Genomic DNA, 24,998 nt, shown 5'->3' on the forward strand with positions numbered 1-24,998 from the left:
TCAGCAGATCCCCCTTAAGCTTCTGCACAACGAAATCAAATAAAAACGGAAGGTTCTGTCCGCAGGGTCGACCGCACGTCACAGACAGACCACTTTCTCGTTTCAGATCATGCGCACCTTATTCATCTATCCCCTCTTCCCGAAAACCTTCTGGAGTTACGAGAAGATTCTGGAACTGGTGAATCGCAAGGTGCTCCTGCCTCCTCTGGGGCTGGTGACTGTGGCGGCTCTGCTTCCCCAGGAATGGGACATGAAGCTCGTCGACCGCAACGTCCGGGAAATCACCGAAGACGAATGGAACTGGGCAGAGCTTGTGGTGATCTCTGGAATGATCGTCCAGAAAGATGACATGCAGGTTCAGATCGCCGAAGCCAAGCGTCGAGGACTGCCTGTAGCCGTGGGAGGTCCTTACGCCAGTTCAACGCCGGATGCCCCGGAAATCGCCCAAGCCGACTTCAAGGTGCTCGATGAGGGTGAAATCACACTGCCGATGTTCATCGAAGCGATCCAGCGCGGTGACAGTGGTGGTCGGTTTAGCGCGGAAGGTGACAAGCCAGATGTGACCTCCACTCCCATCCCCCGCTTCGATCTGCTGCAGCTCGAGGCCTACGACTCGATGAGCGTTCAGTTCTCGAGGGGATGTCCGTTCAACTGCGAGTTCTGCGACATCATCGTGCTCTACGGACGCAAGCCGCGCACGAAAAAACCGGAACAGCTGATCGCGGAGTTGCAGTATCTGCACGACCTCGGCTGGAGGCGATCGATCTTCCTCGTCGACGACAATTTCATCGGCAATAAGCGCAACGCCAAGCAGCTACTCCCCCAGATCAGAGAGTTCCAGGAAGAGCGCGGGTATCCCTTCAGTTTTGCCACTGAAGCTTCAGTGGACTTGGCCGACGACGAAGAGATGATGCGCATGATGCACGAAGCGCGTTTTGAGAGTGTTTTCCTAGGTATCGAAACCCCTGATGAGGCGAGTCTCGAAACCTCTCGAAAACTTCAGAACACGCGCAATCCTCTCGATGCGGCAGTTGACAGGATCACCGCCAATGGGATTCGGGTGATGGCAGGTTTCATCATCGGTTTCGACGGTGAAAAAGATGGCGCCGGTCGACGCATCGTTGAATTCGTGACCAGAACCGGAATCCCCGCAGCCATGATGGGTATGTTGCAGGCGCTTCCAAATACTGCGCTCTGGCATCGCCTTGAGAAAGAGGGCCGACTGATTCAGGACGAGTCCGCAGCCAAGGGTGTGAACCAGACCAACCTGCTCAATTTCAAACCCACACGCCCAATTCGGGATATAGCCAACGAATACGTTGAAGCGTTCTGTGCTCTCTACGAACCCAACGCGTACATGGATCGGGTCTATTCCTACTACCTGAAGATGGGCGCACCCCGCTGGAAGGGCACATCAAAACTGCCCACCTGGACTGATATCAGAGCGTTGTCAATCGTGGTCTGGAGGCAGGGAATCAAACGGAACACCCGCAGTCGCTTCTGGCGTTACATGCTGAGCATGGCTCGACGCAATCCAGCGATGCTGGAACAGTTCCTGGTGGTGCTGGCCCACAACGAGCACTTCCTTGAATACCGCGCGATCGTGCAACGCGAAATCCGTGAACAGCTCGAATCACTGCCTCCAGAAGAACCCAGCACATCACGAGAGCTGCTGACAGCCTGATCTGATTCAGTCCTGCCTGTAAGGCACTCCGGCTTTCAGGCAGGCTTCAGCTTTCTGGAGCTCTCTACCTAGATAGAGAGCATGGTCGAGACGGCTGAGGGGCACAGACCCGTTGACTTCGGTCAGAGCGATTCCAAGCTCCTTGGCAGTTCTGCCGCGGAAGCATGTGGTGGGCGAACGTGGACCGCCGCCACGGCATGACAGAACTTCCCCAGTTTCCGGATCAGTGGCACGACCTCGTTCATCCACATCATTGCTGTAATGCTCAGCCACGAGTTCGCCAGCTTCAGCATCCAACTTGATCAGGAAATAACCAGACGGATCAAGCTCGATGAAACGCTGCGAAAGCTGGTCATCGAGTGGAGAAGTGCCTTCTGTCATCAGAACACCTTACAAATGATCGCCTCAGACCATCAATTCGGGCGGCTTGGTGCGGAAGGGAAGTTCGGCGTTGATGGCCACAATCTCCTCCTCCATCAGACCATTCGCTCTCGGCAGCCAGGAACGGATCAGTCCATCCATGCGAGGGTCATACCAGCGATGCAGGCTGGTCCGAGGTTGAGCTACAAAGCCACGTCTTCGTTTGTGACTGCCACCAGCCCCTGGATCAAAGCTGTGCAGGCCCTGATGCAGCGCCCATTCGATTGGCGCGTAGTAACAGACCTCAAAATGAAGACAATCAATCTCTTCCTCACTGCCCCAGTAGCGCCCCCAGAGACGGGAATCATCCTGGACACAAAGAGACATCGCCACCGGTTGCAAAGGATCTCCGCGGTGGGCACTGAACAGCACCACATGCTCAGCCAATCCTGGAGAACTCAGTTGATCAAAAAATGAACCCTGGAGATATTTGCTTCCCCACGGACCCCAGCGAGCGCAATGTTGCTCATAAAAGCGATGCATTCGAACCAGAAGCTCTGAGGTGAGTTCTGAACCTGTCAGTGGCGTCACCACCAGTCCGGCCTCTGCCACGGCCTTGCGTTCCCGCTTGATGTTGCGCCTCTGATTGGCATTGAAGCCAGCAAGATAGTCTCTGAAATCTTTCTGACCTTCTGCAGACCAGAGGCTCTGGTGATTCACCCAGCCCGCACAACCCGCCTCCTCCGCCAAGGGCTGCCAGAGAGGATCCACATAGAGAAAATTGCAGCTGAGAATGTTATTGCGATCGGCAAACTCGTCGATCAGTCGAAGCATCGTGACGGTGATGTCCTGCTCATCTTCATTCGAATGGATATAAAAGCGATAACCCTCAACAGGGCTTACAGGACTCATTCCAATCAGTTTTGGGTAGTAACGAAGTCCCAGATCACCCGCCAAACGTGCGAATGACTGATCAAAGATGAATTCGCCGTAGCTGTGACCCTTGAGATAAAGAGGGGCAACTGCAATCAGGGTTTCTTCGTCTCTCCAGAGCGAAAGGTGCAGTGGCTGCCAGCCCTGATCTGGAGCAACGCTGCCCGAGGTTTCCAGAGCTTCCAGCCAGGACCATCGATAAAAAGGGCTGGCCTGCCCAGCGAGCAACTCCTCCCATTGCGATTGAGGAATCTCATGGATGCTTCGATGCCAACGAGCCGTGAGCGATGCCATCCAGGGCCAATTGAAACGCCTCGGCAATGACACTAACCAGCGAAACTTCAAGGGGAGACAATGAAGATGCGTTTGGGCCCAAGTCATGCCCAGATCGTCTCGGCACAACCTGGGATGGATCACAGCTCTGTTGCTCTCTCCGGTGCTGCTGGAGGTGGGCCCAATGCATCAAACCGCCATGGCAGGGCTGTTCCAGCCGTTGATTCAGCTGCTGCAACCACGGATCGAACGTCAGCTTGTGAGCCAGTGTCGTCAGCTGGCTGAACAGGCTCTGGATGGCGTTGCTGACGAGATCGCTCCGAAAAGCTGGTTGAACAGCGCCGTTGAGCAGCCCTGCCGGACACTGGCCCGCCCTGTGAGCGAGTGTCTGATCAGGGAAACCAGCCGCAGTGGCAGGGAACTCGGAGTGCTGACGGAACTGCTGAGGGGGAAGGTCGGTGACGATGCGGCTGTGGTGATTCAACGTTGCCTGGCATCACTGACCGGCCTGCCCCAATCAAGCCTGAAGCAGATACCCGTTCAGGAACTGATGGAGCGATTGCGGCAGTAATGCACAAGGAGTTCGTTGTCTCCGAGGGAACGGGCATCGATGAGAGTCCATGCCTGAGAGGACGCCAGTGGTGGAGGGAGTGGCGTGTCCGACTGCAGCAACCAATGGAAGGATCCGCCGAGGATCCTGGGGCAGAGAGTCAGTTGCAGCTCATCAACCGCATCCTGAGCGAGCAAGGAGTGCGTCAGGACAGCTCCACCCAGCAGAGCCAGACGAACCCAGCCTTTGGAGACCAGTTGCTTCAGCGTTTCGCCCCAGCTGGATGCCAATCGAAACGATGACTTGAATCCAGGAACAGCCCCGTTGCCTGCTGACAACACATGTCGTTCGAAAGGTTGCTGAAAAAAAGGCCACTCCAGAGGAAATCCAGCATCTCGACTGACAACCAGTGCTGCCGGCTGAGGCGAGCGACCCTCGACCTGGCGTTGGTTCAGCAGGTCCCGATCACGGATCAGACAGCTGGAGCGATGGGCTCTGAGTGTTCCTGCTCCGATCAGGACAGCATCACTCCAGGCGAGCGCTTCCTCAAGAACACGACGATCTCCTGATCCACCCAGCTGAGCAGCTCCACCTCCCGATGGAGCCAGTCGTCCATCGAGACTAACGGCCAGCACCAGACGCACCGTGGGCTGCTGAGGAAATGAAGGCAATTCAGACAGGAACGGCTGCCTCAAGAGCCGAAGGAGTCATCTCAAGCTGAGGTACTTCTGCGTAGACCTCAGCCGCGTTGTTGGGACTTTCCTGCAGGCGCACCTTGTGAAGGCTGGCACCAATCGCCTTGATCGGGGAGGACAGTCGGTCCGCGATATGCAGCGCGATGTTCTCTGCTGTGGGAACACATTCAGCGAAGAAAGGCACATCCTTGTTGAGAAATGTGTGGTCAAAGGGCTCGACCACAAGATCGTCGACAAGGCGTTGCAGCGCAGAGAGATCGCAGACCATGCCAGACCTTGGATCGATGGGACCGCGCACCGTGACATCCACCAGATAATTATGACCATGACCATGTGGACGGGCGCACTTGCCGTAGATGCGCTCGTTTTCCTCCTGGCTGAGCTCAGGTCTTGCCAGACGATGGGCAGCGGCGAAGTGGGTGCGAATCGTGAGGAAGGCGTCCATGGGATGTCCGAGATAGTCGGCCCAGAGGCCTGGTTGTTCGTAAAGGCGCAATGCCGTGATGGGCAGATGCGGACTCAACCGAGCCCAGATCTGCCGGACGATGGCCTCCGTGGTGGGCAGGCAGCCCTCCGGCTTCGACACATCAAATTCGGGCCAGGCGTCGTTGAGAAAGCGAAAGTCGAGCTGACCAGTCACTTCGCTGCGAATGGCGTGCTTCACCTCAGAGAGATTGAGCACCATGCCGTGCGCATCAAGACCACCAGCCATTGACACGATCAGCTCGTAGTTGTGACCATGCCCAGGAGCCAGCGCACAGGGCCCGAAACGGGCGGCGTTGTCATCTGCGGACAATTCAGGCAACCAGTAACGGTGACTTGCGCTGAAACAGGCGCGTCGAGTGATGACGCAGCCACGTCCCCGGCCATGACGTGCAGGTGACTTCATTTCAGTCATGTGACGGTCCGGCCAGAAGGCATCCTAATGAGCTACCGGCGATTCCGAGTCATGGCGGAGACCACTCCAACTCTGCGGCAGCGTCTGGGGGGACGCAGTCTGTATCTGGTGGGCATGATGGGCAGCGGCAAAACCAGCACAGGCAGGCCTCTGGCAGAAAGGCTGGGATACGGATTCGTCGACGCGGATGCCGTCATCGAACAGGTGGCCGGCTGCACCATCCCCGAGATCTTTGAACGTGATGGTGAAGAGAACTTCCGCACCCTTGAAACTCAGGTGCTGAGGTCCATCAGCGAACGTCATTCCCTTGTCGTGGCCACCGGTGGGGGGGTTGTCACCCGCACCGAAAACTGGGGAATGATGCACCAGGGCATTGTGATCTGGCTGGACGTCGAGCGCGGTCAGCTGCTGCAGCGTCTTCGCAACGACTCCACTCAGCGGCCGCTGCTGATGAAGGCAGACCCCGCCGAAACACTTGATCAGATCCTGGAGCAGCGTCGCCCCCTGTACGACGAGGCCGATCTCACAGTGGTCATTGAGTCAGAGTCACCGGCCGTTGTTGCGGACGGAATCCTTCAACTGCTGCCGAAGCTGATCAAGGATCCACCGAAAGAGCGCCCGGAATGAGTGTTAGGCGCCGGGTGGGTCAAGGCGCACCGCGTACCACTGCAGAGAGATTCCAGGCGAAATCTCCAGTTCACAGGCTGTATCCATCAGGCGAAGTGCCGCCTCCTCCGGGCTTGCGCAACCGCTGAGATCCGAAGGCCAGGGGGCAAGAGTCTTCAGTCTGCCTGCAAGCCATGTCAGGGTGTCTTCCGCTGTCAGCAGCTGCTCAGGCTCGCCTGGCACCAGCACCACGTAGTGATCAAGGGATCGAATCAGAGGGTCGGACATGGCAAAACCGTTGTTGACACTGCTGATCACCATGCTGCTGCAGTTTGTGGCAGTCCCGTTCGCCGCCGCGGCCAGCGATGGCGGGACCCACTATCTCGAGCAACGCCTCGCGAGCTGGCCGCAATGGTCACTGCCAGCACCTCTGCCCCGTCCACGCTCCAAGCAGGATCTGATTTATCCCGACTGGTTTTCAGGCACTTGGCAGGTCACCAGTGAGGCACTGGATGATTCAGGCCGAGCCAGACCCGATGATCCCCCTCTTGTGCACAAGGTTCGTTTTCTGCGAAACCGTCGCGGCGAACTGATCGGGGATCGGCCTTACAACGCGGCTTCTGTGGGAAAAGCTCTGCTTGGGGAGCAGTTGCTCTCCGTTGAACAGGATCCGGGGCAGGTAAACCGTCAGCTGGCAAGGTTCCGGGATGACGTGCTGCTCGAGACCACCGTGATCGGCCGCCGAGAGACAAATCCGAAAACGGCCTCTGATTTCTTCAGCGATGAATTGGTCCTGCAGATCCTGCACGGACCAGGGTCTCCTCGGCTGAGCAGGATTGAGACTCTCACGCACTACGTGCGGTGCGGGGATGGGATCTGCGCTGATCAGCGCCAGGTCAGTCATGCAGGTCCGGGGCTGGAAACAGATCAGACCCTGGAGGGGCGCCGCAGCCGCTTCCGACTGACGCTCAGGCCGCTGGAGCAGGGTCAAGATTGATAAGGCGGGTTTCGAGCTGATCGCGCCAGCGAAACAGAATCTGAAGACGGGGATGGTCACTGATGCCTGGAACCCCTCGCCCGGCGAGTGATTCTCCTGAAGAAGCAGGGAAACGCAACAGCGATAACTGGGCGGCGAGGGCAAGATCGGCAAGGCTGATGGCATGTCCAACGAGGCAGCCGTTGGGATCGAGACCATCGGCGACGGAGCACAGACTGCTGAGCATCGATGCTCTCTGCTCCTGACCAAGCAATTCGCCGAAGCTGCTGAGCCAGCCACCCGGCAGACCAGACATCAGCTGGCGCACCGGCGAAGGAACATCATCAGGCAGCAGCACCTCACGCAGCTGAGCATCATCTGCCGCAGCCTGAAGAAGAGCAGACCTGACAGCAGCGGCAAGTGTGGTGTCGGCCCAATCTTCAATCAGCTGCATCTGGGCACGCTGTTTGGGATCAGCGGGAATCAACGCCGGCTCAGGTCTCATTTCCTCCAGGTATCGACAGATGGCACTGGAATCAGAGACCACGTCATCGCCATCAACAAGAACGGGGACCTGCCGCTGACCGGAAAGACGGAACAAGGAGACTTGTCCGATGCCAGGGGTGACTTCAACCTCTCGAAAACTGAGTCCCTTGGCTTGCAAGGCCATCCGCACCTTGAGACAGAAAGCCGAGTGACGAAACTGATGTAGCTCCAGCATGTCCAAGCCGGGTCAGGCGCTGGAACGGTAGCCATTCAGATCTGCACCTCGCCATCAGCACTGGAGCAGCCTTCACGAGTGGGCCAGACCTTCCTCAAAATCCCCTCGGCATTGTTCGACCACTGGACAGCGAGACATTCGTTGGCGTTGATTGCGACCTTCGAGGCGATGCGGTTCCGAAGCGTTGCTGGGTCGAGACACCAGCGGATTGAACTGACTTGGATGCTTGCAGAGGGACAGCCAGCACGTTGAACGCAATCGACCAACGGTCTCCATCACCCCTGAAGGGAGCAACGGAGTGGGGCTGCCAGGCAGGGAAGACATAGAACTCCCCTGGCACGGGCAGCACGTAGTGAGCCATGCCAGTACGAAACGACTGCAGATGCCAATCCTCAGGGCCGTGGAAGCAGAGCTGACCGTCAAAACATTGGCCATTGATCTGTGGCGGGACTTTTAAAAAGATCACGCCTGAAAAACTGCCTCCGTGGGTATGGGTGGGGTTGTAGTCGCCAGCTCGCTGACAGTTGAGCCAAAGATCCACCATCTGCAACTGATAGCGACCTGGCACCCACGGACCGCGGCCCTGGGGAGGTTGACGCCCCATCACATGAGCGATCCAACGGTTACAGGCCGGAAGAACATGGGTGGAACACAACTGCTGGATCGCGGGATGCCCCCCACTGAGCTCACGTTGCTGGCTGAGCTGACCAGCCAGCTTTGCTGAAGCGTCAAGACTTGCGCCAGGGTGCGCCAGCACATCGGCGCTGATGCTGAGCAGCTGATTCAAAAGCGGCTCAGGCAGTTGGCCCTTGAAAATGGATCTCGGGAAAAGATCGAGGATCTCCAAGGTTCGAGCAAAAACTGAGGCGCAGAGTGCCAGCAACAACTTGAGCTGACTGTCCACAGCGATGAAAACTGCCTGATTGATGATTCAGCGCCTGATGTTGTTCACCACCCAGGTCGGGGCATTGATGGAAAGCCTGAAGAGGATGTGGCTTCACTCCCAGATCACAGTGCAGCGATATCTAGGATCCAGGCGGACCTGAATGGTGGTGCAGGAGGTGTCGGTCACCTTTTTCCCTTGAGGCACTTTGCTCTGAGCCTGATTAATGGTGATCTCTCGATCCATGCCCTCAACCGTGACTGATCCGGCATAGGCGCCACCGCAGAACCCGAGCAGGAGCATGGCCGTGAAAAGGAAGGAAGCTTTCATTTCCAAGCTCAACAACATCGAAATCCCTCCTTAGCAATCACGCCGCCTGCTGAAACTGAAGCTGTTCAACCCAATACCGAAGGACCTCATCAAGCGGAGATGCTTAGAGCCCGTGTAATGCTCAAAAAAAGGAGACTCGCTGCCGACTCCCCCAATCTTGGTGTGATTCAGAGGCCATCAACCTCCCCTTAATTGGATCAACAAAAATCACTAGCCGCTGTAACAAACGACTCATTTGCTTTCCGCAGTGTTCCTGGGCCCCAGGTCACCTGAGCGAAAAGGCCCTGGGCCAGAAGACCGTTCTTGATCTGTATTTGCTCCAGATAGACTCAAATGTGTCAACAAGATGCTCTTATTGAGAACTGGCTGCTTGTCGTTGAGTGACCTCTCACCTGCAGCATGCGTCAGTCATTCCGGGGCCACCGGAATTCCCAAGACACCCTGCGATAACTGGCCATGAAAGAATTTTTCATCAACGTGACGCGCTATCCGCGCTACTTGATCGCTTTCAGCCTGGGTGTGATCAATTCGGTCGCAGAACCACTCGCACGTCGCCGCAGCAATCCGGTCACTGCTGTCGCCCTGATCGGGGCTCTGATCAGTGGATTCCTCAGTCTGAGCTTTGTCCTGCGTGCCATGGTGTCTTCAGCACCGCAGAGCTGACATGGCCCCGGGACGTCGGGTTGAACGCGTGGCAGCCCTCATCCGGCGAGAAATCAGTGAACTACTGATCAACGGAATCCGCGATGAGCGCGTGCATCAGGGCATGGTGAGCATCACAAACGTCGAGGTCAGTGGCGACCTTCAGCACTGCAAGATTTTTGTCAGCGTCCTGGCAGACGACGAAGCTCGCAGAGAAGTCATGAATGGTCTCCAGGCCGCCAGTGGCTACCTGAGAGGGGAACTGGGTCGACGGCTGCAGATGAGACGAGCCCCTGAGGTGGTGTTTCAGCTCGACCGTGGTCTTGAGAAGGGAACCTCCGTTCTGCATCTGCTCGGAGAGCTGGAGCGAGAACGCGAGGTGAAGGGCAGCATCCCTTCCGGCAGCGACGACAGCGAAACTCCCGGCTTCAATGACTGAAGCAGAGCGTCGCAGGGCCGTTGCCCGGCTTCTGGTCATCCGTGCCAGCGGCCATGCCGAAGACCGGCAACGTCAGTACCCGCGTTGGGAGCACTGCAATCGTGAGCTGCAGAGGCTATTGCAATCAGGGGTTGGCGGGGTAATCCTGCTGGGCGGCACAGCCACGGAACTGCAGCAACGATGCCGCATGCTCCGCAGCTGGAGCGACAGCGAAGACCTGCTGCTCTGCGCTGACGTGGAGGAAGGCATTGGCCAGAGATTCTCAGGTGCCACCTGGTTGGCGCCACCGATGGCCCTGGGAAGGCTGCATCAAACCAACCCGAAACAGGCTCTGAAACTGGCAGAGCGTTACGGCCGCACAACCGGGGATCAGGCACAACGATGCGGCCTCAACTGGGTGTTGGCTCCGGTCTGCGATGTGAATAGCAACCCTGAGAACCCTGTCATCAACGTGCGGGCATGGGGAGATCAGCCTGAATCCGTTGCGGATCTGGTGGCAGCGTTTCAACGGGGCCTCAACGCCGCTGGCGTGCTGGGCTGCGCCAAGCATTTCCCCGGTCACGGCGACACGGACCAGGATTCCCATCTTGAACTGCCTCTGATCAACCACGCTCACAGCCGGCTCGACCAGGTGGAACTGGTGCCGTTCCGGCGACTGATCGACTCAGGAATCGACAGTGTGATGACAGCACATCTGCTGATTCCGGCCCTGGACGACACGCAGCCGGCGACTTTGTCGCGAGCGGTGCTGACAGATCTGCTGCGAACAGAGCTTGGTTTCACGGGCCTCGTCGTCACCGACGCCCTGGTGATGGAGGCGATCAGCAGCAGGGCAGGACCTGGAGAAGCCGCGGTTCAGGCCTTTGCTGCGGGAGCGGATCTGATCCTGATGCCCGCTGATGCCGATGCGGCGATTGATGCCATCTCCGCAGCACTGGCCGACGGCAGGATCCCTGAATCCCGCCTGCACGAGTCACTAAAACGACGAACAGAAGCCTTGCATCGCTGCGAAAAGCCCTGCTACAGCGACACCGAGGTTGAGCTCGAAACAGCTCCAGACCGTGCGTTCTGCATGGAGCTCATCGACAGCTCGCTGGAGGTGCAGGGCCCCCTGATTTCACACCATCGTGATCAAGATGGTGTGACCTTGATCCGGGTGGATGGCGTTCTCCCCTGCCCATTTCTGCACGGCGGTGCTGCGGCGATCACCACTCCCGAATGCCATGGATACAAAGCTCTGATCTGCCACGACAGGGGGATTGAGCCCTGGAGCAGCGACAGAGACAGCGCGGCGCCGCTTGACCTCGAGCGACTGGGAGAGGGGCCCGTTTTCCTGCAGTTGTTTGTCCGCGGCAATCCATTCCGCGCCGGCCAGCAACGCCGGGAACCCTGGGTTGAAGCCATCCAGCAGTTGCTGGGAGTTGAGCGCCTATCGGGCTTGGCGGTCTATGGATGTCCCTACCGGTGGGACTCTCTGCGCAAACTCATCCCGGACGACATTCCTGCGGGGTACAGCCCGGGGCAGATGCCTGAAGCACAACAGCAGCTCTTGAATCGGATGTGGGGTTTGAAGGAGGAGGCGCACGAACGCCAGGACTTCACCGACTAAACAAACGAAGCCTCTCGAAACCGCACCGTTGGAAGCGCCTTAGCCTCTGCGGCAGTGCTCATCACCAACATGCTCAGCCTCTCGATGATCGTGCGCGATGAGGAAGCGCGGATCGAGGACTGCCTCAAGTCTGTCAAGGGCTTCGCGGATGAGATGGTTCTTCTCGATACTGGCTCAGTGGATGGCACCATCGCCCTCGCAGAGGCCTGCGGCGCTCGCGTGGAACGGATGGACTGGCCCGGTGACTTTGCGCCGGCACGCAATGCGGCTCTAGAGCTCGTGCAGGGTGACTGGGTGCTGGTGCTCGATGCCGACGAAGAGCTCCGCTCAGAAGCAATCCCGCAGCTCAAAGCCTTGATGGCACAACCGGATGTGCTGGTGATCAACCTGCTGCGACACGAACTGGGAGCAGCAATGGCTCCTTACTCCAACGTGAGCCGCCTGTTTCGCCGACATCCACAACTCCGATGGAGCAAGCCCTACCACTCGATGATCGACGAGAGCGTGGATGCGCTGCTCAAGGAGGAGCCTGGCTGGCGGATTGCCAACTGCACCGAACCAGCACTGCTGCATGAGGGTTATCGACCGGATCTGCTGGCTGGATCGGATAAGGCGGACAGGCTGCGTCAATCGATGGAGAGCTGGTTGAAAGACCAGCCCAATGACCCCTATGCCTGCGCCAAGCTCGGTGCTCTGGAGGTCAGCGACGGCAATCGAGACAGGGGTCTCAGCCTTCTTCGCCACGGCCTGGAGCAGTTGCCCACGGGCGATGGCAACAGTGCTGAACGCTATGAACTGCTGCTCAATCTCGGAATCGCGCTGGCTTGCGAGGACAGCGAGGCTGCCGTGAAGTGCTACCGAGAGGCACTGGAACAACCGCTGGAGACCCGTCTGAGCCTGGGTGCGCGTCTCAACCTGGCGGCCTTGCTGATGCAGCGCAACGAACTGGAGGAAGCCATTCAGCTCACCACAACTGCCTGTCAACGGGCGCCCGAAGTGGCACTCGCCTGGTACAACCTGGGGCTGATGGAGCGCCGTCGTGGCGATCTGCTTGCTGCGATCAAGGCTTACGAGCGATCCCTGAGCGTGAATCCCTCCCACGCGGAAAGCCATCAGAACCTGGCCGTGGCCAAGCTGATGGGGGGGGATATCGATGGTGCGCGCACAGGCTTCCGGCAGGCCATCGCGCTGCTGCGCGCACAGGAGCGGCAGGGAGAAGCCACCGCCTTGCATGCCCAGGTCCATGGACTGGTGAAGCTGGACGATGAGGCCAGCGCATGAGTGCTGATCAGACCCAGCCTTTATTGGGAACCACGGTGGTGATTACTCGCTCCCGTGAACAGCAGAGCGAAGGCCGCAGGCTGCTGGAATCACTTGGCGCCAGGGTTCTCGACCTACCGGCTCTGGAAATCGGCCCGCCTGACAGCTGGGCTCCTCTCGACGATGCTCTCGCCGACCTGGAGAACTTTCACTGGATGATTGTCTCCAGTGCCAACGGTGTGGAAGCGGTGGAGTCACGGCTTCAACTCAGGGGAATGGGGCTGATGCAACGCCCCGAGAGTCTCAAGATTGCAGCCGTGGGACGGAAGACGGCTCAGTGTTTGGAAGAACTGGGGGCACCGGCTGATTTCGTGCCACCCACATTCGTGGCCGACAGCCTGATTGACCATTTCCCTGTGTCTGGCTGGGGATTGAGAATCCTGCTGCCTCGGGTGCAGAGCGGCGGACGAACGCTTCTGGCCGAAGCCTTTGGAGAAGCCGGCTCAAGGGTGGTGGAGGTGGCGGCCTACGAATCCCGCTGCCCAACATCGATTCCGGCAGACACCCAGAAAGCGCTGGAAAATGGGGAGGTCGATGTGGTCAGCTTCAGCAGCGGCAAAACCGTGACCCACACCGTGCAGCTGCTGGAGAACGCACTCGGGAGTTCAGAGACTGAACAACTGTTCAGAAAGCCTGCTGTGGTTTCCATCGGTCCACAGACCAGCAAACGCTGCAGGGAACTGCTCGGCAGAGTGGATCAGGAGGCCACCCCTCACGACCTGGAAGGACTGGTCAAAGCCTGCGTTCAGGCGATGCAACGGGGGGGCTGAGACTCTCCAGAGATGGAAAAGCTCAGACAGCCTCGCGTGAGATCAATGCCGTTCACGGTCCAATCCTTCGGCAGCGGAGCCGCCGGATTGCCGGGGCAACGGCCGCGCTGCCCGACGCACACTGTTCCGGAGACTTGAGGGCCACTAACAAGCGCCCGAAGTTCAGACCCGACAGCCAAAACACCAATGACATCGAAATCAGGTGTGGCTGCCCCATCAGAATCGTTCTGAGCGATCAAGGCCTTCGACGGGTCAATGATGGGTGCGAACGGGTCGACTCGCCCCTCCGGAACCGATGAGAGGACCTGTTCACTTGTGGGCAGGGGAATCAGTCCAGTCTCGGATGAGGAAGGTGCGGGGGGAGACACCTCAGCAACGGGGGCATCAGGCGAGGTCGGATTGACCGATCCTTGAATGTTCTCTTGCGTTCCACAGCCGCTGAGGGCTCCCCATGCAACAGCCATCAATAACGCCGCACAGGAGGCTGAGGCTGGGATGCGGGAAGCAGACACCTCAGCTCTGCGATGCGTATCCGCTTTCCACCAAGTCGCGGAATCGATCAAGGTTCGCCTGGAGTTCCTTCGTCACGATTCCACCAAGAATGCTGGGTTCCATCAAGGGAGCCAACACACCAGGAAGTTCGTAGGTCACGCTGAGTTTGACGGCAGTGAGCTGAGGTTGTTCCGCATAGAAGCGAACTCCTCCTTTGGTGGGCAAACCTCCCACCGACTCCCAGTGGAGTTGCTGGGCTTCGACCCTTTGTGTGATGCGTGCCTTCCAATGGAAGCGGAATCCCTGGGCTGCCAACGTCCAGTCGGTCAGGTCTGGATCCTCGAGCGTCTTGACGGATTCAATCCATCGCATCCATCTGGGCATTGCTTCCAGATCGCTCCAGACCTCCCAGACCCGGTCAACGGGAGCCTTGACCTCAGTGGTTACGGAATGTTCAAGCCAGCGTCCCATGGGTTCAGGCAACTGCGTTGTTGACGGCCAGCCGGGCCGGTTGCCCCAGGATGGCGGCGGCGGCAAGGTGCCCGCTCATGGTGGCTCCTTCCATCGAATCGATGTAATCCTGACGGGTATAGCTGCCTGCCAGATAAAAGTTTCTGACCGGAGTGCTCTGGTCAGGCCTGTAAGGCTCCATGCCGGGAGCTTCCCTGTAGAGCGATTGAGCCAACTTCACCACGTTGCTCCAGGTGAGTGTGAGATTGGCAGCAGAGGGGAACAGCTTTCTCACCTGACGATCGGTGTGCTCAACAATGTCTTTGACCGACTTGCGCATCCAGGGGTCGCCAGGCGTGAGCACACACTGCAGCAGAGAACCTTCACCCTCCTTGCGGTAGTCCTCGGGGCTTGCCAGGGCAAGATCCGCGAAACAGCTGAAGTCGGCATCAGCTGTATAGAGGAGATTGTTGAGACCAGCGGGCTGGGTGAGGTCTGCGCGGCTTGCGGATTTTTCCTCACCGAGTTCAGTCACCCAACCGTCGTAACGCAGCTGGACGGTGGCCACTGGTACCGCTTCAAGATTATGGATGGCTTCAAATTGCGGGAAACGACGCCATTCATCCGGAAGCAGGCGCTGAATGCCCGGCACATCGCAGGCGGCCAGATAGGCATCGGCAACAACATGCTTCTCCCCATCCGGAGTCCCCAGCTTCAGTCCTGTGACCTCAGGATGATTCCCCTCGCTGAACTCCACCTGCTTGACGGGATGACGGAGGTGAAGCTTCCCACCTCGCTTCTGGATGTAATCGAGGATCGGGCCCGTTAGCCAGCGATGGGGTGACCCCTTGAGCAGGTTGAGCTTGGAAGCCTCGGTTTTGGCAGCGAACATCATGAAGATGGTCAGCATGCAACGGGCCGAGATTGTTTCGCAATCGATGAAACCAAGTGCGTAAGCGATCGGATTCCACATCCTGCGAATGCTCTCCGGGCTTCCGCCATGGCCCACGAACCAGTCCTTGAAGCTGACTGAATCCAGGGCTCGGATGGTGCGCATCGCGCCTTCGTAATCCACCAGCCCTCGCACAATCGGACTTGTGCCGAGGGCTAGAGCATTGCGCAACTTGTCAATCCAGCCCAGCTGAGGAGTGGTGAAGAACGCTTTGAGACCGTTGAAGGGCGCACCGACAGGGAATCGGAAATCCAGTTCCCGCAGGTCACCTCCCTCATTCACAAACAAGTGGGTGTGATCCTTGGGAAGCAGGTTGTCGAACGCGCCCACTTTGCGCATCAACGCGAACAGGTTTGCGTAATTGAAGAAGAAAACATGCAATCCCATCTCGATGTGATTGCCGTCGGGATCAACCCAGCTGCCCACCTTGCCGCCCATGAAGGGGCGCGCCTCATAGAGATTCACCTCATGACCAGCATCAACAAGATCCACTGCGGCGGAGAGGCCAGCCAGCCCGGAACCCACAATCGCGACCCGCACCGTCCGTCGTGCAACTGGGGCGACTCTATGAATTGGACAGACTGAACTGCTTTAGGCAGAAGCGGGGACAGGTCCATAAAGTGAAAAGAAGGACCAGCACTACTGCCTCCGATGTCCAAACCCGACACCACTGCAGAGACCGCGACAGCAGGCCCGTCGCACACCGCCAAGGACGGTAAGGGGATTCTGATCACAGCCCCCGCCATGCAGCAGCTGGCGAGGCTCTGCACTGACCAGGGGACCAACCAGGTGCTGAGAGTGGGAGTGCGCTCCGGTGGCTGCAGCGGTATGAGCTACACGATGGATTTCGTGTCCGCAGCAGAGATTCAACAGGACGATGAGCGTTATCAATACGAAGCTCCGGACGGGGCCTCGTTCGAAGTGATCTGTGACCCCAAGAGCCTGCTCTACATCTACGGGATGCAACTGGACTTCAGCACTGCACTGATCGGCGGAGGGTTCAATTTCACCAACCCCAACGCCACACAGACCTGCGGCTGCGGCAGCTCCTTCGCCGTCTGATCCAGCGGCGACCATGTGGTTGCTGTGGGAATCTGAAGTCCTTGCCCGACCGATCAGCGCTCCATGGAGTCCAGCCAGGAAAGTCTTTTCCAGCAAGCGATGAGCCGTTACCAGCAGGGTGCACCGGCCCAGGAATTGCTGGCGGATTTTGAGACCATCACCGCAGCGGCGCCACGCCAGTCAGCGGGTTGGACATGTCTGGCCTGGCTCCAGTTGCTTTGCGATCAATCCGAGGAGGCCCTGCGTTCCGCACGACTGGCGGTCAAGCTGAACAATCAGGATCCGCAGGCACGCATCAATCTGTGTCTGGCGATGCTGGAGACCAAAGCCAAGGGCGTGAGAGATCAGATTGAAGTGATTCAGAAGGTTCTTGCTCTCGCCCCTGAAATGGGAGACGAGCTGAGGGAGTCCATTGAGGACGGTCTCAAACGGCGGCCGGAGTGGCCGGCTCTTCTCAAGGTGAAGGCCTGGCTGGAGCTCTGACGTGGGCCGACTGCTGCTGCTCAGCAACGGCCACGGAGAGGATCTTTCCGGCGCCCTGCTGGGTCAGGCACTTCAGTCTGAAGGCCATGCGGTGGACGCTCTTCCCCTCGTCGGCAAGGGACAGCCTTATCAGGATGCAGGCATCGCCCTGATCGGAACCACACAGGAATTCAGCACGGGGGGGCTCGGTTACACGAGCCTGCATGGCCGTTTGACCGAGCTGTTGCAGGGACAGGTCGTCTATCTGCTGCGACGCCTGATGAGATTGCTGCGCATCGCCAGGCGTTACGACCAGGTGGTGGTGATCGGCGATGTGATTCCGGTGATGGCTGCCTGGCTCTGCAGACGGCCCGTGACCACCTACCTCGTGGCGTACTCAAGTCACTATGAGGGAAAGCTGCGCCTGCCCTGGCCATGCGCTGAGTGCTTGCGCAGCCCTCGCTTTCAGGCCGTGTTCAGCCGCGACCAGCTCAGCGCGGACGATCTGAGTGCACAGCTCCGCAAGCCGGTCTCGTTTCTGGGCAATCCGTTCATGGATCCGATTCTGAAAGACGATCGACGCCTGCCTCAGGCACGCCGTCGACTGGGACTGCTGCCAGGGAGCCGACGGCCTGAGCTGGAGCAGAACCTGATCCTGCTGCTGGGAGTTGTTGAACAACTGCCGGCACCGTTGCTGAGCAGTGGAGAGCTGCAGCTTGAGCTGGCACTGGTGTCCGCCCTACCCAATGCTGCACTGTCGGCGGTGCTTGGACCAATCGGCTGGAGCCTTAAAACCGCTGACAACGGGCAATCAACCCTGCTCTATCGAGACGCTCATCGGGTGCAGATCCACCGTGGTGGCTTCGGAGCAGTCCTGCACAGTTCCGATCTGCTGTTGTGCATGGCAGGAACGGCAGCGGAACAGGCCGTCGGGCTGGCCAGGCCGGTCCTGCAGCTGGCGGGTCGGGGGCCTCAGTTCACACCAGGGTTTGCAGAGGCCCAGCGCCGTCTGCTGGGCCCGACGGTGTTCTGCGTGGATGGCGAGGCGGGCGCAGCAACAACGCTCAAAAGCACAGCCGCGCTAGCCCTCGAGCTTCTGGAACGCAGCCACCTTGATCTCCAGCTGCAGAGCCTCTGTCAGGACATCGCACTGAAGCGCCTCGGCGAGGCCGGCGGCGGCGCCAGGATGGCGAAATCGATCTCGCGATTGCTGCGGGCTTCCGAATGAGCAAACCGAACAACGAACCCATCTGGAAGCGCTGGCTCGATCGCATCCTTGTTCTGAATGTCTTCCTGGTTATCGCTGGAGCTGGTTGGTTCGCAGCAGCGGTTATCGGAAGCAGTCAGGGATTTGAAACGCCGATGCGGGTTTTCATGCGTCTGTGGGAACCCCTGTTCACTCCTGCCATCGGCCTGCTGATGGGCGCTGCCCTGCTCAGCGGCTGCTGGAGCTGGTGGCAACGTCGAGTGCAACGGGCAAGGTCGGACAACGGAACTTGAAGCCCAGTTCTTCGAGTCGACTCGAATTCACGAACTGCCCCTCCAGAACCACCTTCGATCCATCACCCAGCAGCAGCTGAAGCATCGGGCCCGGCACCGCCAGCAGACTAGGTCTACCCAGACAACGGCCGAGACTTCCCGCAAAAACGGTCATGGTCACAGGGTCAGGGGCCACCGCGTTGATGACTCCTGACCAGGATTCAGATTCCAGGGAGCTCTGAATGATGCGGCACAGATCACCGCGTTCAATCCAGCTCATCCACTGCTGTCCTGAACCGATCGGGCCACCGAATCCCGCGCGGAACACAGGCAGCATCTTGGCGAGCGCTCCACCCTCCGAGGACAGCACGATGCCGATTCGCAGCACCACGAGCCGAGTTGCTGAAGGCTTCTCTTCTGCAGCCTGCTCCCACTTCTGACAAAGGCGCGCCAGAAAATCCTGGCCTGCGGGACTGCTCTCTTCAAATCGACCATCAAGACTGGTGCCGAAGTAACCAACAGCCGAGGCATTCACCAGCACGGACGGAGGCTTGGCGAGGGTGGCCAGGGCACTCACCAGATGTCGGGTTGTGCCGAGACGGCTGGCCTCCAGTGTTTCAAGGTGCTGAGTTGTCCAGCGCTGTTCAGCAATTGGTTCGCCGGCGAGATTGACGACACCGTCACTGACGGCGAGTGCATCGTGCAGTGGCGTTGCAGGAGCCCAGCTCGACGCCGCACCGGGATCTGCCTGAATCCACTGAAGCGATTTCGCCAGCTCATCTGGAAAGGCAGCCGGCGAGGGCCGGCGACTGACAAGAGTCAGCCGATGACCGGCTGCCTGCAGAACGGGAACCAGGCCACGGCCCACCAGACCAGAGCATCCGATCAACAGAAGGCGCATGGGAATGGCGACATCAAGTCGTCGACGTTAGGAAGCGACAGAGGGATCGGTGTCCTCGAAAGGCAAGGTGAGATTCATCTTGCGAGCCATGGGCACCAGGGCAAAGCCCTGGATGAAGAGGCCATAGAGAACCACGGCCAGAGCAAGCGGAGGCATGGCCACACCCCAGCTCACTCCTGGGGTCGACCAGGCCTGGATAGCCATTGCAATGGGCACTGCACCACGCAGGCCCGCCCAGCACACAAAGATCCGTTCGCCATGACTGAAGGTTGTGCGCCAGAGAAGAATCTGCACCATCAGCAGACGCACCAGCTGCATCACCAGAAACAGCACGAAGGCGAGAACGGCGGAATGAACGACATCCTGAGGGTTCACCACGAGCCCCATGCAGAGAAACAGCAGGAGCTCGGCCATTTTTGCGTAGCTGGAATGGGCCTCCTCCAGGCCGTTCTGGTCCAGGTCGGCACTGTTACCGAGGACCAGACCTGCCACATATGCGGCAAGCAAGGAGCTGCCGCCCAGCAGGGACGTGCCACCGCTCAGCACCATCAGCAAGGCGAGGCTGACCACCGGCAGCATTGCGGTCTGGTTCAGCCCCATGCGTGTTCCAAGCAGCTGCACCGTGAGGCTGCCGCCGAGGAAGCCAATCAGAATCCCAAGCAGGAACTGGCGCACCAGATCGGTCACCAGCACCCCGGCGCCGACACCCTCACCACCGGCCAGTGCCAGAGCCAGTCCGGCAAGGACAACGGCAATCGGATCATTGAACCCCGACTCACACTCGATCAGATCCGTTAGCGGTTTGGGCAGACGGCCCTGGAGAGGTCGCAGCAGAGCCAGAACAGCCGAGGCGTCTGTGCTCGCAACCATGGCGCCAACAAAAAGACTGCGGGGGAGCAGAACGGCGATCGACTCCGTGCCTTGCGACAGGCCGAAACCGAAAATCACCAGCGTGATCAGAGCAGCCGTGATCAAGACGCCGATGGTGGCCAGGCGGGCTGCTGGCGGTATCACACCTCGAACCTGTTGCCAGTTGGTTGTGAGACCTCCGAAAAACAGAACCAGCACCAGAGCCGCCTGGGTGATCTGCTTGGCATGCTCAATACTCAGCAGGGTGATTTCACGGCTTCCGACAACGTCCACGTGATTTTCAATCAGCAGACCGAGCAGCAGCACCATGAGGATTCCAGGAACCCTCACCCTTGCCGCCAGGTCATCGAGCAGAACTGCAACCAGCAGCAAACCACCGAATGCGACCAGATAAAGCGAAAGGCCGTTGTCCAAACCAGCGATGGATGTGGTCCTGAAGGGTTCTAGCCTGGCCGGCGAATAACGACCCGTGATGGCAGAGACAGAGTCGAACCCTGCACCAGCTGCCAAGCCACCCGCACCATTGAAGAAAGGTGCGCTGGTGCGGGTCAACCGTTCGGCCTACTCCGGCAGTGTGGAGGCCGGAGCGAGCGATCCTTATCCACCGGCCTACATCTTTGATGGCCCGGGGGAACTGCTTGTTATTAAGGGCGAGTATGGCCAGGTGCGTTGGCGACGTCCGGTACCTGATGTGTGGTTACGCATCGATCAGCTCGAACCCTTCACCTGAGAATTCAGCGACCTCTCAACTGTCGAGACTGCGGCAGGCAACGACTGAACAGCTTCAGGAACTCTCCAGACGGCGCCGCCAAGCACTGCTGAGAGCGATTCCAGGCTCACAAGAATTGGATGCCGCTTGTGGCGCCCAAGTGCCGCTGAAGCCACCGAAGCAGCAGACCAGGGATTCCAGCCCGCGAGCAGCACCACGCTGCGATAAGCGCTGGGCCAGGGATTGTCAGGGAGGGAGTTCTCCAACAACTCGAAATGATGAGCGGCCTCAGCCGGCCTGTTGGTCAGGACAGCCAGCAGGGCCAGAGTCCACCGCGCGGAGACATCAGATGGGTCCTGCCTCAGCTGTTCGAGCGCCTCACGCCGCAATGGTGTCCTGTAGCCGAAATGGCCGTCAAGCATGTGTTCGATCGCCACGCTGCTGAAGACGGGATCGAGACCTGCAGGCCCCTCTGCAAGCCCTGTGGCAAGTGCAGGGAAGCGCTGTTCAAATCCAATTGGCGAGGCGGCATCGGACCGTCGCTTCCAGAGCGAGTAGCTGCCTCCCTTGGAACGGGGAAAGACTTCGACCTCCTCAAAGACTCCGCTCTCACGCACGGCCTGATCCAGGGAGCGCGCAGACTTGCGCACAGAACCCTGGTCACCTTCGGCCAGCAGGACCCAGCTGGCATGGTCCAACACCGGCTGGATGTGATCACGGCTGCCACCGAGCTGGCGACCCACCAGCCGGCCACCGTTGCGGCGGCCGTAATAGCTCACATTGTGCTGATTAAGGTCCGGCGTGCTGGGAACAACGATCAACGTGGTTTCATCAGCGGCGGGATCTGCACCACCCGCCCTCGCAACGATCGCTCGCAGCGGATTGCGATCCTTGGGTTGCAGACGTGCGAACTGGGCTGTCCAAGCCGGTGCGATCGCGACCAGCGTCCCGGCGGTCAGAGCCAATCCAGGCAGCCAGGCTGACCGTTCCGGCCAGCGTTGATGAATCCACAAACCCCACTGCCACCATCCACGGCTCAGCACGATCAGCAACGAAGGCAGCAAGGGAGCGATGTAGCGAGCGTCTTTGTTGGGGCTGAGGTTGGTGACAATCCAGCCGAGAACCAGCGTGCCCAGCAACCAGGTCCAGGTCTCACCTCGATCCTGTTGGTTGCTGAGCGTTGCCATCTTTCCCCTGACGCGCATCACGATCAGCAACACAAGACCAGACAGACCGATCCACAGGAGTGCCGAGCCGATCTGCAGGGGAACCTGACGCAGATACCAGAACCAGCCCGAGAGGCTGAAGACCCCTGGATCCCCCTCTCGGGCCGCTGATTCGATCACAGCGCGATTCGTGCCGCCCAGGGTCGTGATCCAGTTGTGCCGCAACCAGGGAAACATTGAAATCAGAACCAGCATCAGTCCTGCCAGCGCCTGTAGGCGACGGCCTTGCCCGATGCGTTGAGCCGCAACCAGTGACCAGGCGAGAGCGGGAAGCAACACCAGCAGAGCGCTCTGTTTCACCAGCAGTGAGAGCGTCACAGCAAGGGCCGCGAGAAACGCCTGCCACCAACGGCCGCCACTGCCAGGACTCCACCAGGAACCCAGACGCCAGAGCGCCAGGCTGACCAGAGCGGCCAAGGGCAGCTCAAGCACGTAGTCTGTCCTGAGTTCCAGCAGCATCGGTGCCAGGGCCACGGCCGCGGCAGCCACCAGTGCGAAACCCCTGGCTGTTGCTCTCGGGCGCAGGAGCTGGAGTGCCCAACCGGCAGTGGAGATCAGCAGCAACGCATTCCAGAGACTCAGGGTCCATGCCGCCTCAGACGGAGCATCGCCCGCCACGGCCATGACCGTGCCATTCACCAAAGACGCCAGAGGAGGAATTTTGGGGGAAAGGTCGAGAAGAGCATTCCACCCTTGCCAACCGCCTCCAGCCAGAACGCCCAGGGCACGACCATGGTCAAGCGCACTGTTGAGGTAATCCGCCTGATCCCAGGACGGCAAGCCAGCATGATGCCCCCACCAAAGACGATCTGCAGCGGTCGCGAAGAGCCAGATCAGAATCAGGCCAACACGGAACGGTCCAGCCCCCATCAACTGATCTCCAGCCGACGCCGTTCCTGATGCAGTCGCTGACGCCGTTGACGGGCCTCACGCAGCATCTCGCGACCGTCATGGAGATAGCTGTCGACGTAACCCATCGTGTAACGCTCAAGCTCCGCAACGGCATCCTCCACCTGAGAGAGGCAGTGATAGAGGCTTAAGCCAAAGCCCCTGGCCGAAGGCGGGGTCGGAAGCGACTGAAAAACACTCTTGATCTTGTCGAGACGTTTTCGGCTCTGATCGAGATAGGTGCAAAACGCCTCCATCAGTTCGTCGTCATATGGATCTGCCGACAGAGCTTTCACCTCTGCAGCGAAAGGATTGATCACCTGACCCAGCATTCGATCAATCGGGGCGTAAACCTTCTGAAGCCAGGAGGACAGCGCCTGGTCCTCGCTGGCTCCCCGGCCTGATGCACGCCGCGCCGCCTGGCTGGCTCGGGCGTTGCGGGCTCCGCGGGCCCGCGCTTCCTCACGGGCGAACTCGGAGGTTCCATGCTCACGATCAAAGCAACGCCTTGTCTCCGGATCACCGAGCTGCTCCCAGGCCGCGTTCAGCGCCAGAATGTGCTCTTCATCACCACCAGCATCAGGATGATGCTGCTTCACCAGGCGTCGATAGGCAGCTTTCAGCTCAGACTGCGTGGCACTGGATGTCACCTCAAGCACTTCATAGGGATCCCTGGAGTGATCCGAGCGATTGGAGAACGCAGGGCTCAAAGCTGACCATCCCGGCGCGCGGGCAGAACCGCTGCAGCACTGAACATCGGAGTGGAGAGATAACGCTCGCCGAAGCTGGCAAGAATCACCACGATCCTGCGACCGGCCATCGCTGGACGCTGGCCCAGCTTCAACGCTGCTGCAACCGCTGCTCCGCTGCTCACCCCGCAGAGCAGTCCTTCCTCCCTGGCCAGACGCCTCCCCAGTTCCATGGCCTCCTCATCGGTCACAGCGATGACCTCATCAATCAGTTCCTGCTGCAACACCGGAGGGACAAAACCTGCCCCGATGCCCTGAATGCGATGCGAACCCGCCGCTCCGCCTGACAGCACAGCACTGGCGGCAGGTTCCACTGCAATCACTTGAAGATCCTTCTGCCGACTGCGGAGCACACGCGCACAGCCCGTGATCGTTCCTCCTGTCCCAACCCCCGCCACCAAAGCATCCAGTTGCCCATCGGTGTCCTGCCAGATTTCCTCTGCTGTGGACACCGCATGGACGGTGGGATTGGCGGGGTTATCGAACTGCTGAAGCAGATAGGCGCCTGGAATCTCTGCCACCAGCTCCCTTGCGAGAGCAATGGCGCCAGGCATTCCTTCATTGCCGGGAGTGAGCTGTAATTCTGCGCCGTAGGCACGAAGCATGGATCTCCGCTCCGTGCTCATGGTGTCGGGCATCGTGAGAATGAGGCGATACCCCCGCGCTGCAGCAACCATTGCCAGCGCGATGCCGGTGTTGCCGCTGGTGGGTTCAACCAGCACGGTGCTTCCGGGCACGATGGTGCCGCTCTGTTCAGCAGCCTCAACCATCGCTCCCGCGATGCGGTCTTTCACCGAAGCTGTGGGGTTGAAACTCTCAAGCTTGGCAATGATTTCAGCCTGGCAACCAAAACCCTGCGGCAGACGATTGAGCCGCACAAGTGGTGTACGACCCACCAACGCTGTGATGTCGGGAGCGATCGGCATGCGCGTCGGATGAATGTCGCTGAAACCAGGTCCATCCAATCATCACAGGCACAGACAAAGCACTGCGATTGAGGCTGTGTCCGACTCAGCCAAACTTCAAACCAAAAAAAAGCCCCCTGAAGAAGGGGGCGAAGTGAATAGGA

General features: G+C 59.3%; 30 protein-coding genes. 14 read left to right on the top strand and 16 right to left on the bottom strand.

Annotation, left to right across the window (positions count from 1 at the left end):
* Positions 1-109 precede the first annotated feature (109 nt).
* Entirely contained in the window at positions 110-1,684 is a 1,575-nt protein-coding gene (locus SIB73_RS10740; protein ID WP_413405243.1) for a B12-binding domain-containing radical SAM protein, read from the top strand.
* A gap of 6 nt (positions 1,685-1,690) precedes the next feature.
* Here the strand turns inward: SIB73_RS10740 and SIB73_RS10745 are convergent, their stop codons facing one another.
* The gene (locus tag SIB73_RS10745) at positions 1,691-2,065 is read right to left on the bottom strand and encodes a DUF4346 domain-containing protein (protein WP_413405241.1); all 375 of its coding nucleotides are present in this window, start codon (positions 2,063-2,065) and stop codon (positions 1,691-1,693) included.
* 24 nt (positions 2,066-2,089) lie between these two features.
* Positions 2,090-3,271 (bottom strand): GNAT family N-acetyltransferase, encoded by a 1,182-nt coding sequence (locus SIB73_RS10750; protein ID WP_413405239.1) that lies wholly within the window; start codon positions 3,269-3,271, stop codon positions 2,090-2,092.
* A gap of 85 nt (positions 3,272-3,356) precedes the next feature.
* Between SIB73_RS10750 and SIB73_RS10755 the strand changes: the two genes are divergently transcribed.
* Positions 3,357-3,821, top strand: coding sequence for a hypothetical protein (locus tag SIB73_RS10755; RefSeq protein WP_413405237.1), 465 nt, complete (start codon positions 3,357-3,359; stop codon positions 3,819-3,821).
* Here SIB73_RS10755 and SIB73_RS10760 read toward each other — a convergent pair.
* Positions 3,791-4,471 (bottom strand): RibD family protein, encoded by a 681-nt coding sequence (locus SIB73_RS10760; protein ID WP_413405235.1) that lies wholly within the window; start codon positions 4,469-4,471, stop codon positions 3,791-3,793. The genes SIB73_RS10755 and SIB73_RS10760 overlap by 31 nt on opposite strands.
* Position 4,472: 1 nt before the next feature.
* Complete coding sequence (locus tag SIB73_RS10765) at positions 4,473-5,393, bottom strand: 6-pyruvoyl trahydropterin synthase family protein (RefSeq protein ID WP_413405233.1); 921 nt, start codon at positions 5,391-5,393, stop codon at positions 4,473-4,475.
* Between the two features lie 51 nt (positions 5,394-5,444).
* Between SIB73_RS10765 and SIB73_RS10770 the strand changes: the two genes are divergently transcribed.
* Positions 5,445-6,020 carry a shikimate kinase gene (locus SIB73_RS10770; protein ID WP_413405231.1) on the top strand — a complete coding sequence of 192 codons (576 nt, stop codon included), beginning with the start codon at positions 5,445-5,447 and terminating at the stop codon, positions 6,018-6,020.
* A gap of 3 nt (positions 6,021-6,023) precedes the next feature.
* Here SIB73_RS10770 and SIB73_RS10775 read toward each other — a convergent pair whose 3' ends face one another.
* Positions 6,024-6,287, bottom strand: coding sequence for a chlororespiratory reduction protein 7 (locus tag SIB73_RS10775; RefSeq protein WP_413405229.1), 264 nt, complete (start codon positions 6,285-6,287; stop codon positions 6,024-6,026).
* A gap of 31 nt (positions 6,288-6,318) precedes the next feature.
* Between SIB73_RS10775 and SIB73_RS10780 the strand changes: the two genes are divergently transcribed.
* Positions 6,319-6,996 (top strand): DUF6816 family protein, encoded by a 678-nt coding sequence (locus SIB73_RS10780; protein WP_413439600.1) that lies wholly within the window; start codon positions 6,319-6,321, stop codon positions 6,994-6,996.
* Here SIB73_RS10780 and SIB73_RS10785 read toward each other — a convergent pair.
* From SIB73_RS10785 to SIB73_RS10795, 3 genes are all read right to left on the bottom strand, one after another.
* Entirely contained in the window at positions 6,968-7,696 is a 729-nt protein-coding gene (locus tag SIB73_RS10785; protein WP_413405226.1) for a glutathione S-transferase family protein, read from the bottom strand. The genes SIB73_RS10780 and SIB73_RS10785 overlap by 29 nt on opposite strands.
* Positions 7,697-7,790: 94 nt before the next feature.
* A complete protein-coding gene (locus SIB73_RS10790) occupies positions 7,791-8,543 on the bottom strand; it encodes a putative 2OG-Fe(II) oxygenase (RefSeq protein WP_413405224.1) in 753 nt (250 codons plus the stop codon).
* Between the two features lie 150 nt (positions 8,544-8,693).
* Positions 8,694-8,909 (bottom strand): hypothetical protein, encoded by a 216-nt coding sequence (locus SIB73_RS10795; protein ID WP_413405222.1) that lies wholly within the window; start codon positions 8,907-8,909, stop codon positions 8,694-8,696.
* A 456-nt stretch (positions 8,910-9,365) separates the two neighbouring features.
* Here SIB73_RS10795 and SIB73_RS10800 point away from each other — a divergent pair, with 456 nt between their 5' ends.
* The 5 genes from SIB73_RS10800 to SIB73_RS10820 all read left to right on the top strand — a co-directional run bounded on the left by SIB73_RS10800 (position 9,366) and on the right by SIB73_RS10820 (position 13,689).
* A complete protein-coding gene (locus SIB73_RS10800; protein ID WP_066911775.1) occupies positions 9,366-9,572 on the top strand; it encodes a DUF751 family protein in 207 nt (68 codons plus the stop codon).
* A gap of 1 nt (position 9,573) precedes the next feature.
* A complete protein-coding gene (gene rbfA / locus SIB73_RS10805; RefSeq protein WP_413405220.1) occupies positions 9,574-9,990 on the top strand; it encodes a 30S ribosome-binding factor RbfA in 417 nt (138 codons plus the stop codon).
* A complete protein-coding gene (locus SIB73_RS10810) occupies positions 9,983-11,599 on the top strand; it encodes a glycoside hydrolase family 3 N-terminal domain-containing protein (protein WP_413405218.1) in 1,617 nt (538 codons plus the stop codon). The genes rbfA and SIB73_RS10810 overlap by 8 nt, the downstream gene beginning before the upstream one ends.
* Before the next feature lie 69 nt (positions 11,600-11,668).
* A complete protein-coding gene (locus SIB73_RS10815) occupies positions 11,669-12,880 on the top strand; it encodes a glycosyltransferase (protein ID WP_413406262.1) in 1,212 nt (403 codons plus the stop codon).
* Entirely contained in the window at positions 12,877-13,689 is an 813-nt protein-coding gene (locus tag SIB73_RS10820) for a uroporphyrinogen-III synthase (protein ID WP_413405215.1), read from the top strand. The genes SIB73_RS10815 and SIB73_RS10820 overlap by 4 nt, the downstream gene beginning before the upstream one ends.
* Here the strand turns inward: SIB73_RS10820 and SIB73_RS10825 are convergent.
* The 3 genes from SIB73_RS10825 to zds are packed head-to-tail and all read right to left on the bottom strand — an operon-like array spanning position 13,665 to position 16,123.
* Positions 13,665-14,153: a hypothetical protein gene (locus SIB73_RS10825; protein ID WP_413405213.1), complete on the bottom strand. Its 489-nt coding sequence runs from the start codon at positions 14,151-14,153 to the stop codon at positions 13,665-13,667. The genes SIB73_RS10820 and SIB73_RS10825 overlap by 25 nt on opposite strands.
* Before the next feature lie 49 nt (positions 14,154-14,202).
* Positions 14,203-14,652: an SRPBCC family protein gene (locus tag SIB73_RS10830; protein ID WP_413405211.1), complete on the bottom strand. Its 450-nt coding sequence runs from the start codon at positions 14,650-14,652 to the stop codon at positions 14,203-14,205.
* 4 nt (positions 14,653-14,656) lie between these two features.
* Positions 14,657-16,123: a 9,9'-di-cis-zeta-carotene desaturase gene (gene zds / locus SIB73_RS10835; protein ID WP_413405209.1), complete on the bottom strand. Its 1,467-nt coding sequence runs from the start codon at positions 16,121-16,123 to the stop codon at positions 14,657-14,659.
* A 111-nt stretch (positions 16,124-16,234) separates the two neighbouring features.
* On the opposite strand from zds, the gene SIB73_RS10840 reads away from it, so the two are divergent.
* The 4 genes from SIB73_RS10840 (at position 16,235) to SIB73_RS10855 (ending at position 18,607) form a co-directional block, all read left to right on the top strand.
* Positions 16,235-16,645 carry a HesB/IscA family protein gene (locus tag SIB73_RS10840; protein ID WP_413405207.1) on the top strand — a complete coding sequence of 137 codons (411 nt, stop codon included), beginning with the start codon at positions 16,235-16,237 and terminating at the stop codon, positions 16,643-16,645.
* A gap of 63 nt (positions 16,646-16,708) precedes the next feature.
* Positions 16,709-17,128, top strand: coding sequence for a tetratricopeptide repeat protein (locus SIB73_RS10845; RefSeq protein WP_413405205.1), 420 nt, complete (start codon positions 16,709-16,711; stop codon positions 17,126-17,128).
* 1 nt (position 17,129) lies between these two features.
* Positions 17,130-18,335: a lipid-A-disaccharide synthase-related protein gene (locus SIB73_RS10850; protein WP_413405204.1), complete on the top strand. Its 1,206-nt coding sequence runs from the start codon at positions 17,130-17,132 to the stop codon at positions 18,333-18,335.
* On the top strand, positions 18,332-18,607 hold the full coding sequence (locus tag SIB73_RS10855) for a hypothetical protein (protein ID WP_413405203.1): 276 nt from the start codon (positions 18,332-18,334) through the stop codon (positions 18,605-18,607). Before SIB73_RS10850 ends, SIB73_RS10855 begins: the two co-directional genes overlap by 4 nt.
* On the opposite strand, the gene SIB73_RS10860 is transcribed toward SIB73_RS10855, so the two are convergent.
* Positions 18,543-19,487: a TIGR01777 family oxidoreductase gene (locus SIB73_RS10860; protein ID WP_413405201.1), complete on the bottom strand. Its 945-nt coding sequence runs from the start codon at positions 19,485-19,487 to the stop codon at positions 18,543-18,545. The two genes, SIB73_RS10855 and SIB73_RS10860, sit on opposite strands and share 65 nt — an antisense overlap.
* A 27-nt stretch (positions 19,488-19,514) precedes the next feature.
* On the bottom strand, positions 19,515-20,771 hold the full coding sequence (locus tag SIB73_RS10865) for a cation:proton antiporter (RefSeq protein ID WP_413405199.1): 1,257 nt from the start codon (positions 20,769-20,771) through the stop codon (positions 19,515-19,517).
* A 58-nt stretch (positions 20,772-20,829) separates the two neighbouring features.
* Between SIB73_RS10865 and ndhO the strand changes: the two genes are divergently transcribed.
* Positions 20,830-21,087: an NAD(P)H-quinone oxidoreductase subunit O gene (gene ndhO / locus SIB73_RS10870; protein WP_413405197.1), complete on the top strand. Its 258-nt coding sequence runs from the start codon at positions 20,830-20,832 to the stop codon at positions 21,085-21,087.
* Here ndhO and SIB73_RS10875 read toward each other — a convergent pair.
* From SIB73_RS10875 to cysK, 3 genes are read right to left on the bottom strand one after another with little or no spacing between them, the layout of a single operon-like run.
* Entirely contained in the window at positions 21,066-23,162 is a 2,097-nt protein-coding gene (locus tag SIB73_RS10875; protein WP_413405195.1) for a 4-amino-4-deoxy-L-arabinose transferase, read from the bottom strand. The genes ndhO and SIB73_RS10875 overlap by 22 nt on opposite strands.
* Positions 23,162-23,890 carry a J domain-containing protein gene (locus tag SIB73_RS10880; protein WP_413405193.1) on the bottom strand — a complete coding sequence of 243 codons (729 nt, stop codon included), beginning with the start codon at positions 23,888-23,890 and terminating at the stop codon, positions 23,162-23,164. Before SIB73_RS10880 ends, SIB73_RS10875 begins: the two co-directional genes overlap by 1 nt.
* Positions 23,887-24,855: a cysteine synthase A gene (gene cysK, locus SIB73_RS10885; protein WP_413405191.1), complete on the bottom strand. Its 969-nt coding sequence runs from the start codon at positions 24,853-24,855 to the stop codon at positions 23,887-23,889. The genes SIB73_RS10880 and cysK overlap by 4 nt, the downstream gene beginning before the upstream one ends.
* Between the last annotated feature and the right edge of the window lie 143 nt (positions 24,856-24,998).

This window comes from Synechococcus sp. MIT S9509 (assembly GCF_047303035.1).
Classification (GTDB): domain Bacteria; phylum Cyanobacteriota; class Cyanobacteriia; order PCC-6307; family Cyanobiaceae; genus Synechococcus_C.

What these genes read in the sequence shown, in the direction of transcription:
- cysK (WP_413405191.1), bottom strand. Translation starts at nt 24,855, where the DNA reads ATGCCGATCGCTCCCGACATCACAGCGTTGGTGGGTCGTACACCACTT.
- SIB73_RS10830 (WP_413405211.1), bottom strand. Translation starts at nt 14,652, where the DNA reads ATGGGACGCTGGCTTGAACATTCCGTAACCACTGAGGTCAAGGCTCCC.
- SIB73_RS10825 (WP_413405213.1), bottom strand. Translation starts at nt 14,153, where the DNA reads ATGGCTGTTGCATGGGGAGCCCTCAGCGGCTGTGGAACGCAAGAGAAC.
- rbfA (WP_413405220.1), top strand. Translation starts at nt 9,574, where the DNA reads ATGGCCCCGGGACGTCGGGTTGAACGCGTGGCAGCCCTCATCCGGCGA.
- SIB73_RS10840 (WP_413405207.1), top strand. Translation starts at nt 16,235, where the DNA reads ATGTCCAAACCCGACACCACTGCAGAGACCGCGACAGCAGGCCCGTCG.
- SIB73_RS10795 (WP_413405222.1), bottom strand. Translation starts at nt 8,909, where the DNA reads ATGAAAGCTTCCTTCCTTTTCACGGCCATGCTCCTGCTCGGGTTCTGC.
- SIB73_RS10765 (WP_413405233.1), bottom strand. Translation starts at nt 5,393, where the DNA reads ATGACTGAAATGAAGTCACCTGCACGTCATGGCCGGGGACGTGGCTGC.
- SIB73_RS10770 (WP_413405231.1), top strand. Translation starts at nt 5,445, where the DNA reads ATGGCGGAGACCACTCCAACTCTGCGGCAGCGTCTGGGGGGACGCAGT.
- SIB73_RS10775 (WP_413405229.1), bottom strand. Translation starts at nt 6,287, where the DNA reads ATGTCCGACCCTCTGATTCGATCCCTTGATCACTACGTGGTGCTGGTG.
- SIB73_RS10875 (WP_413405195.1), bottom strand. Translation starts at nt 23,162, where the DNA reads ATGGGGGCTGGACCGTTCCGTGTTGGCCTGATTCTGATCTGGCTCTTC.
- SIB73_RS10845 (WP_413405205.1), top strand. Translation starts at nt 16,709, where the DNA reads ATGGAGTCCAGCCAGGAAAGTCTTTTCCAGCAAGCGATGAGCCGTTAC.
- SIB73_RS10755 (WP_413405237.1), top strand. Translation starts at nt 3,357, where the DNA reads ATGCCCAGATCGTCTCGGCACAACCTGGGATGGATCACAGCTCTGTTG.
- SIB73_RS10780 (WP_413439600.1), top strand. Translation starts at nt 6,319, where the DNA reads ATGCTGCTGCAGTTTGTGGCAGTCCCGTTCGCCGCCGCGGCCAGCGAT.
- SIB73_RS10785 (WP_413405226.1), bottom strand. Translation starts at nt 7,696, where the DNA reads ATGCTGGAGCTACATCAGTTTCGTCACTCGGCTTTCTGTCTCAAGGTG.
- SIB73_RS10810 (WP_413405218.1), top strand. Translation starts at nt 9,983, where the DNA reads ATGACTGAAGCAGAGCGTCGCAGGGCCGTTGCCCGGCTTCTGGTCATC.
- SIB73_RS10820 (WP_413405215.1), top strand. Translation starts at nt 12,877, where the DNA reads ATGAGTGCTGATCAGACCCAGCCTTTATTGGGAACCACGGTGGTGATT.
- SIB73_RS10745 (WP_413405241.1), bottom strand. Translation starts at nt 2,065, where the DNA reads ATGACAGAAGGCACTTCTCCACTCGATGACCAGCTTTCGCAGCGTTTC.
- SIB73_RS10860 (WP_413405201.1), bottom strand. Translation starts at nt 19,487, where the DNA reads ATGCGCCTTCTGTTGATCGGATGCTCTGGTCTGGTGGGCCGTGGCCTG.
- SIB73_RS10740 (WP_413405243.1), top strand. Translation starts at nt 110, where the DNA reads ATGCGCACCTTATTCATCTATCCCCTCTTCCCGAAAACCTTCTGGAGT.
- SIB73_RS10750 (WP_413405239.1), bottom strand. Translation starts at nt 3,271, where the DNA reads ATGGCATCGCTCACGGCTCGTTGGCATCGAAGCATCCATGAGATTCCT.
- SIB73_RS10855 (WP_413405203.1), top strand. Translation starts at nt 18,332, where the DNA reads ATGAGCAAACCGAACAACGAACCCATCTGGAAGCGCTGGCTCGATCGC.
- SIB73_RS10800 (WP_066911775.1), top strand. Translation starts at nt 9,366, where the DNA reads ATGAAAGAATTTTTCATCAACGTGACGCGCTATCCGCGCTACTTGATC.
- SIB73_RS10815 (WP_413406262.1), top strand. Translation starts at nt 11,669, where the DNA reads ATGCTCAGCCTCTCGATGATCGTGCGCGATGAGGAAGCGCGGATCGAG.
- ndhO (WP_413405197.1), top strand. Translation starts at nt 20,830, where the DNA reads ATGGCAGAGACAGAGTCGAACCCTGCACCAGCTGCCAAGCCACCCGCA.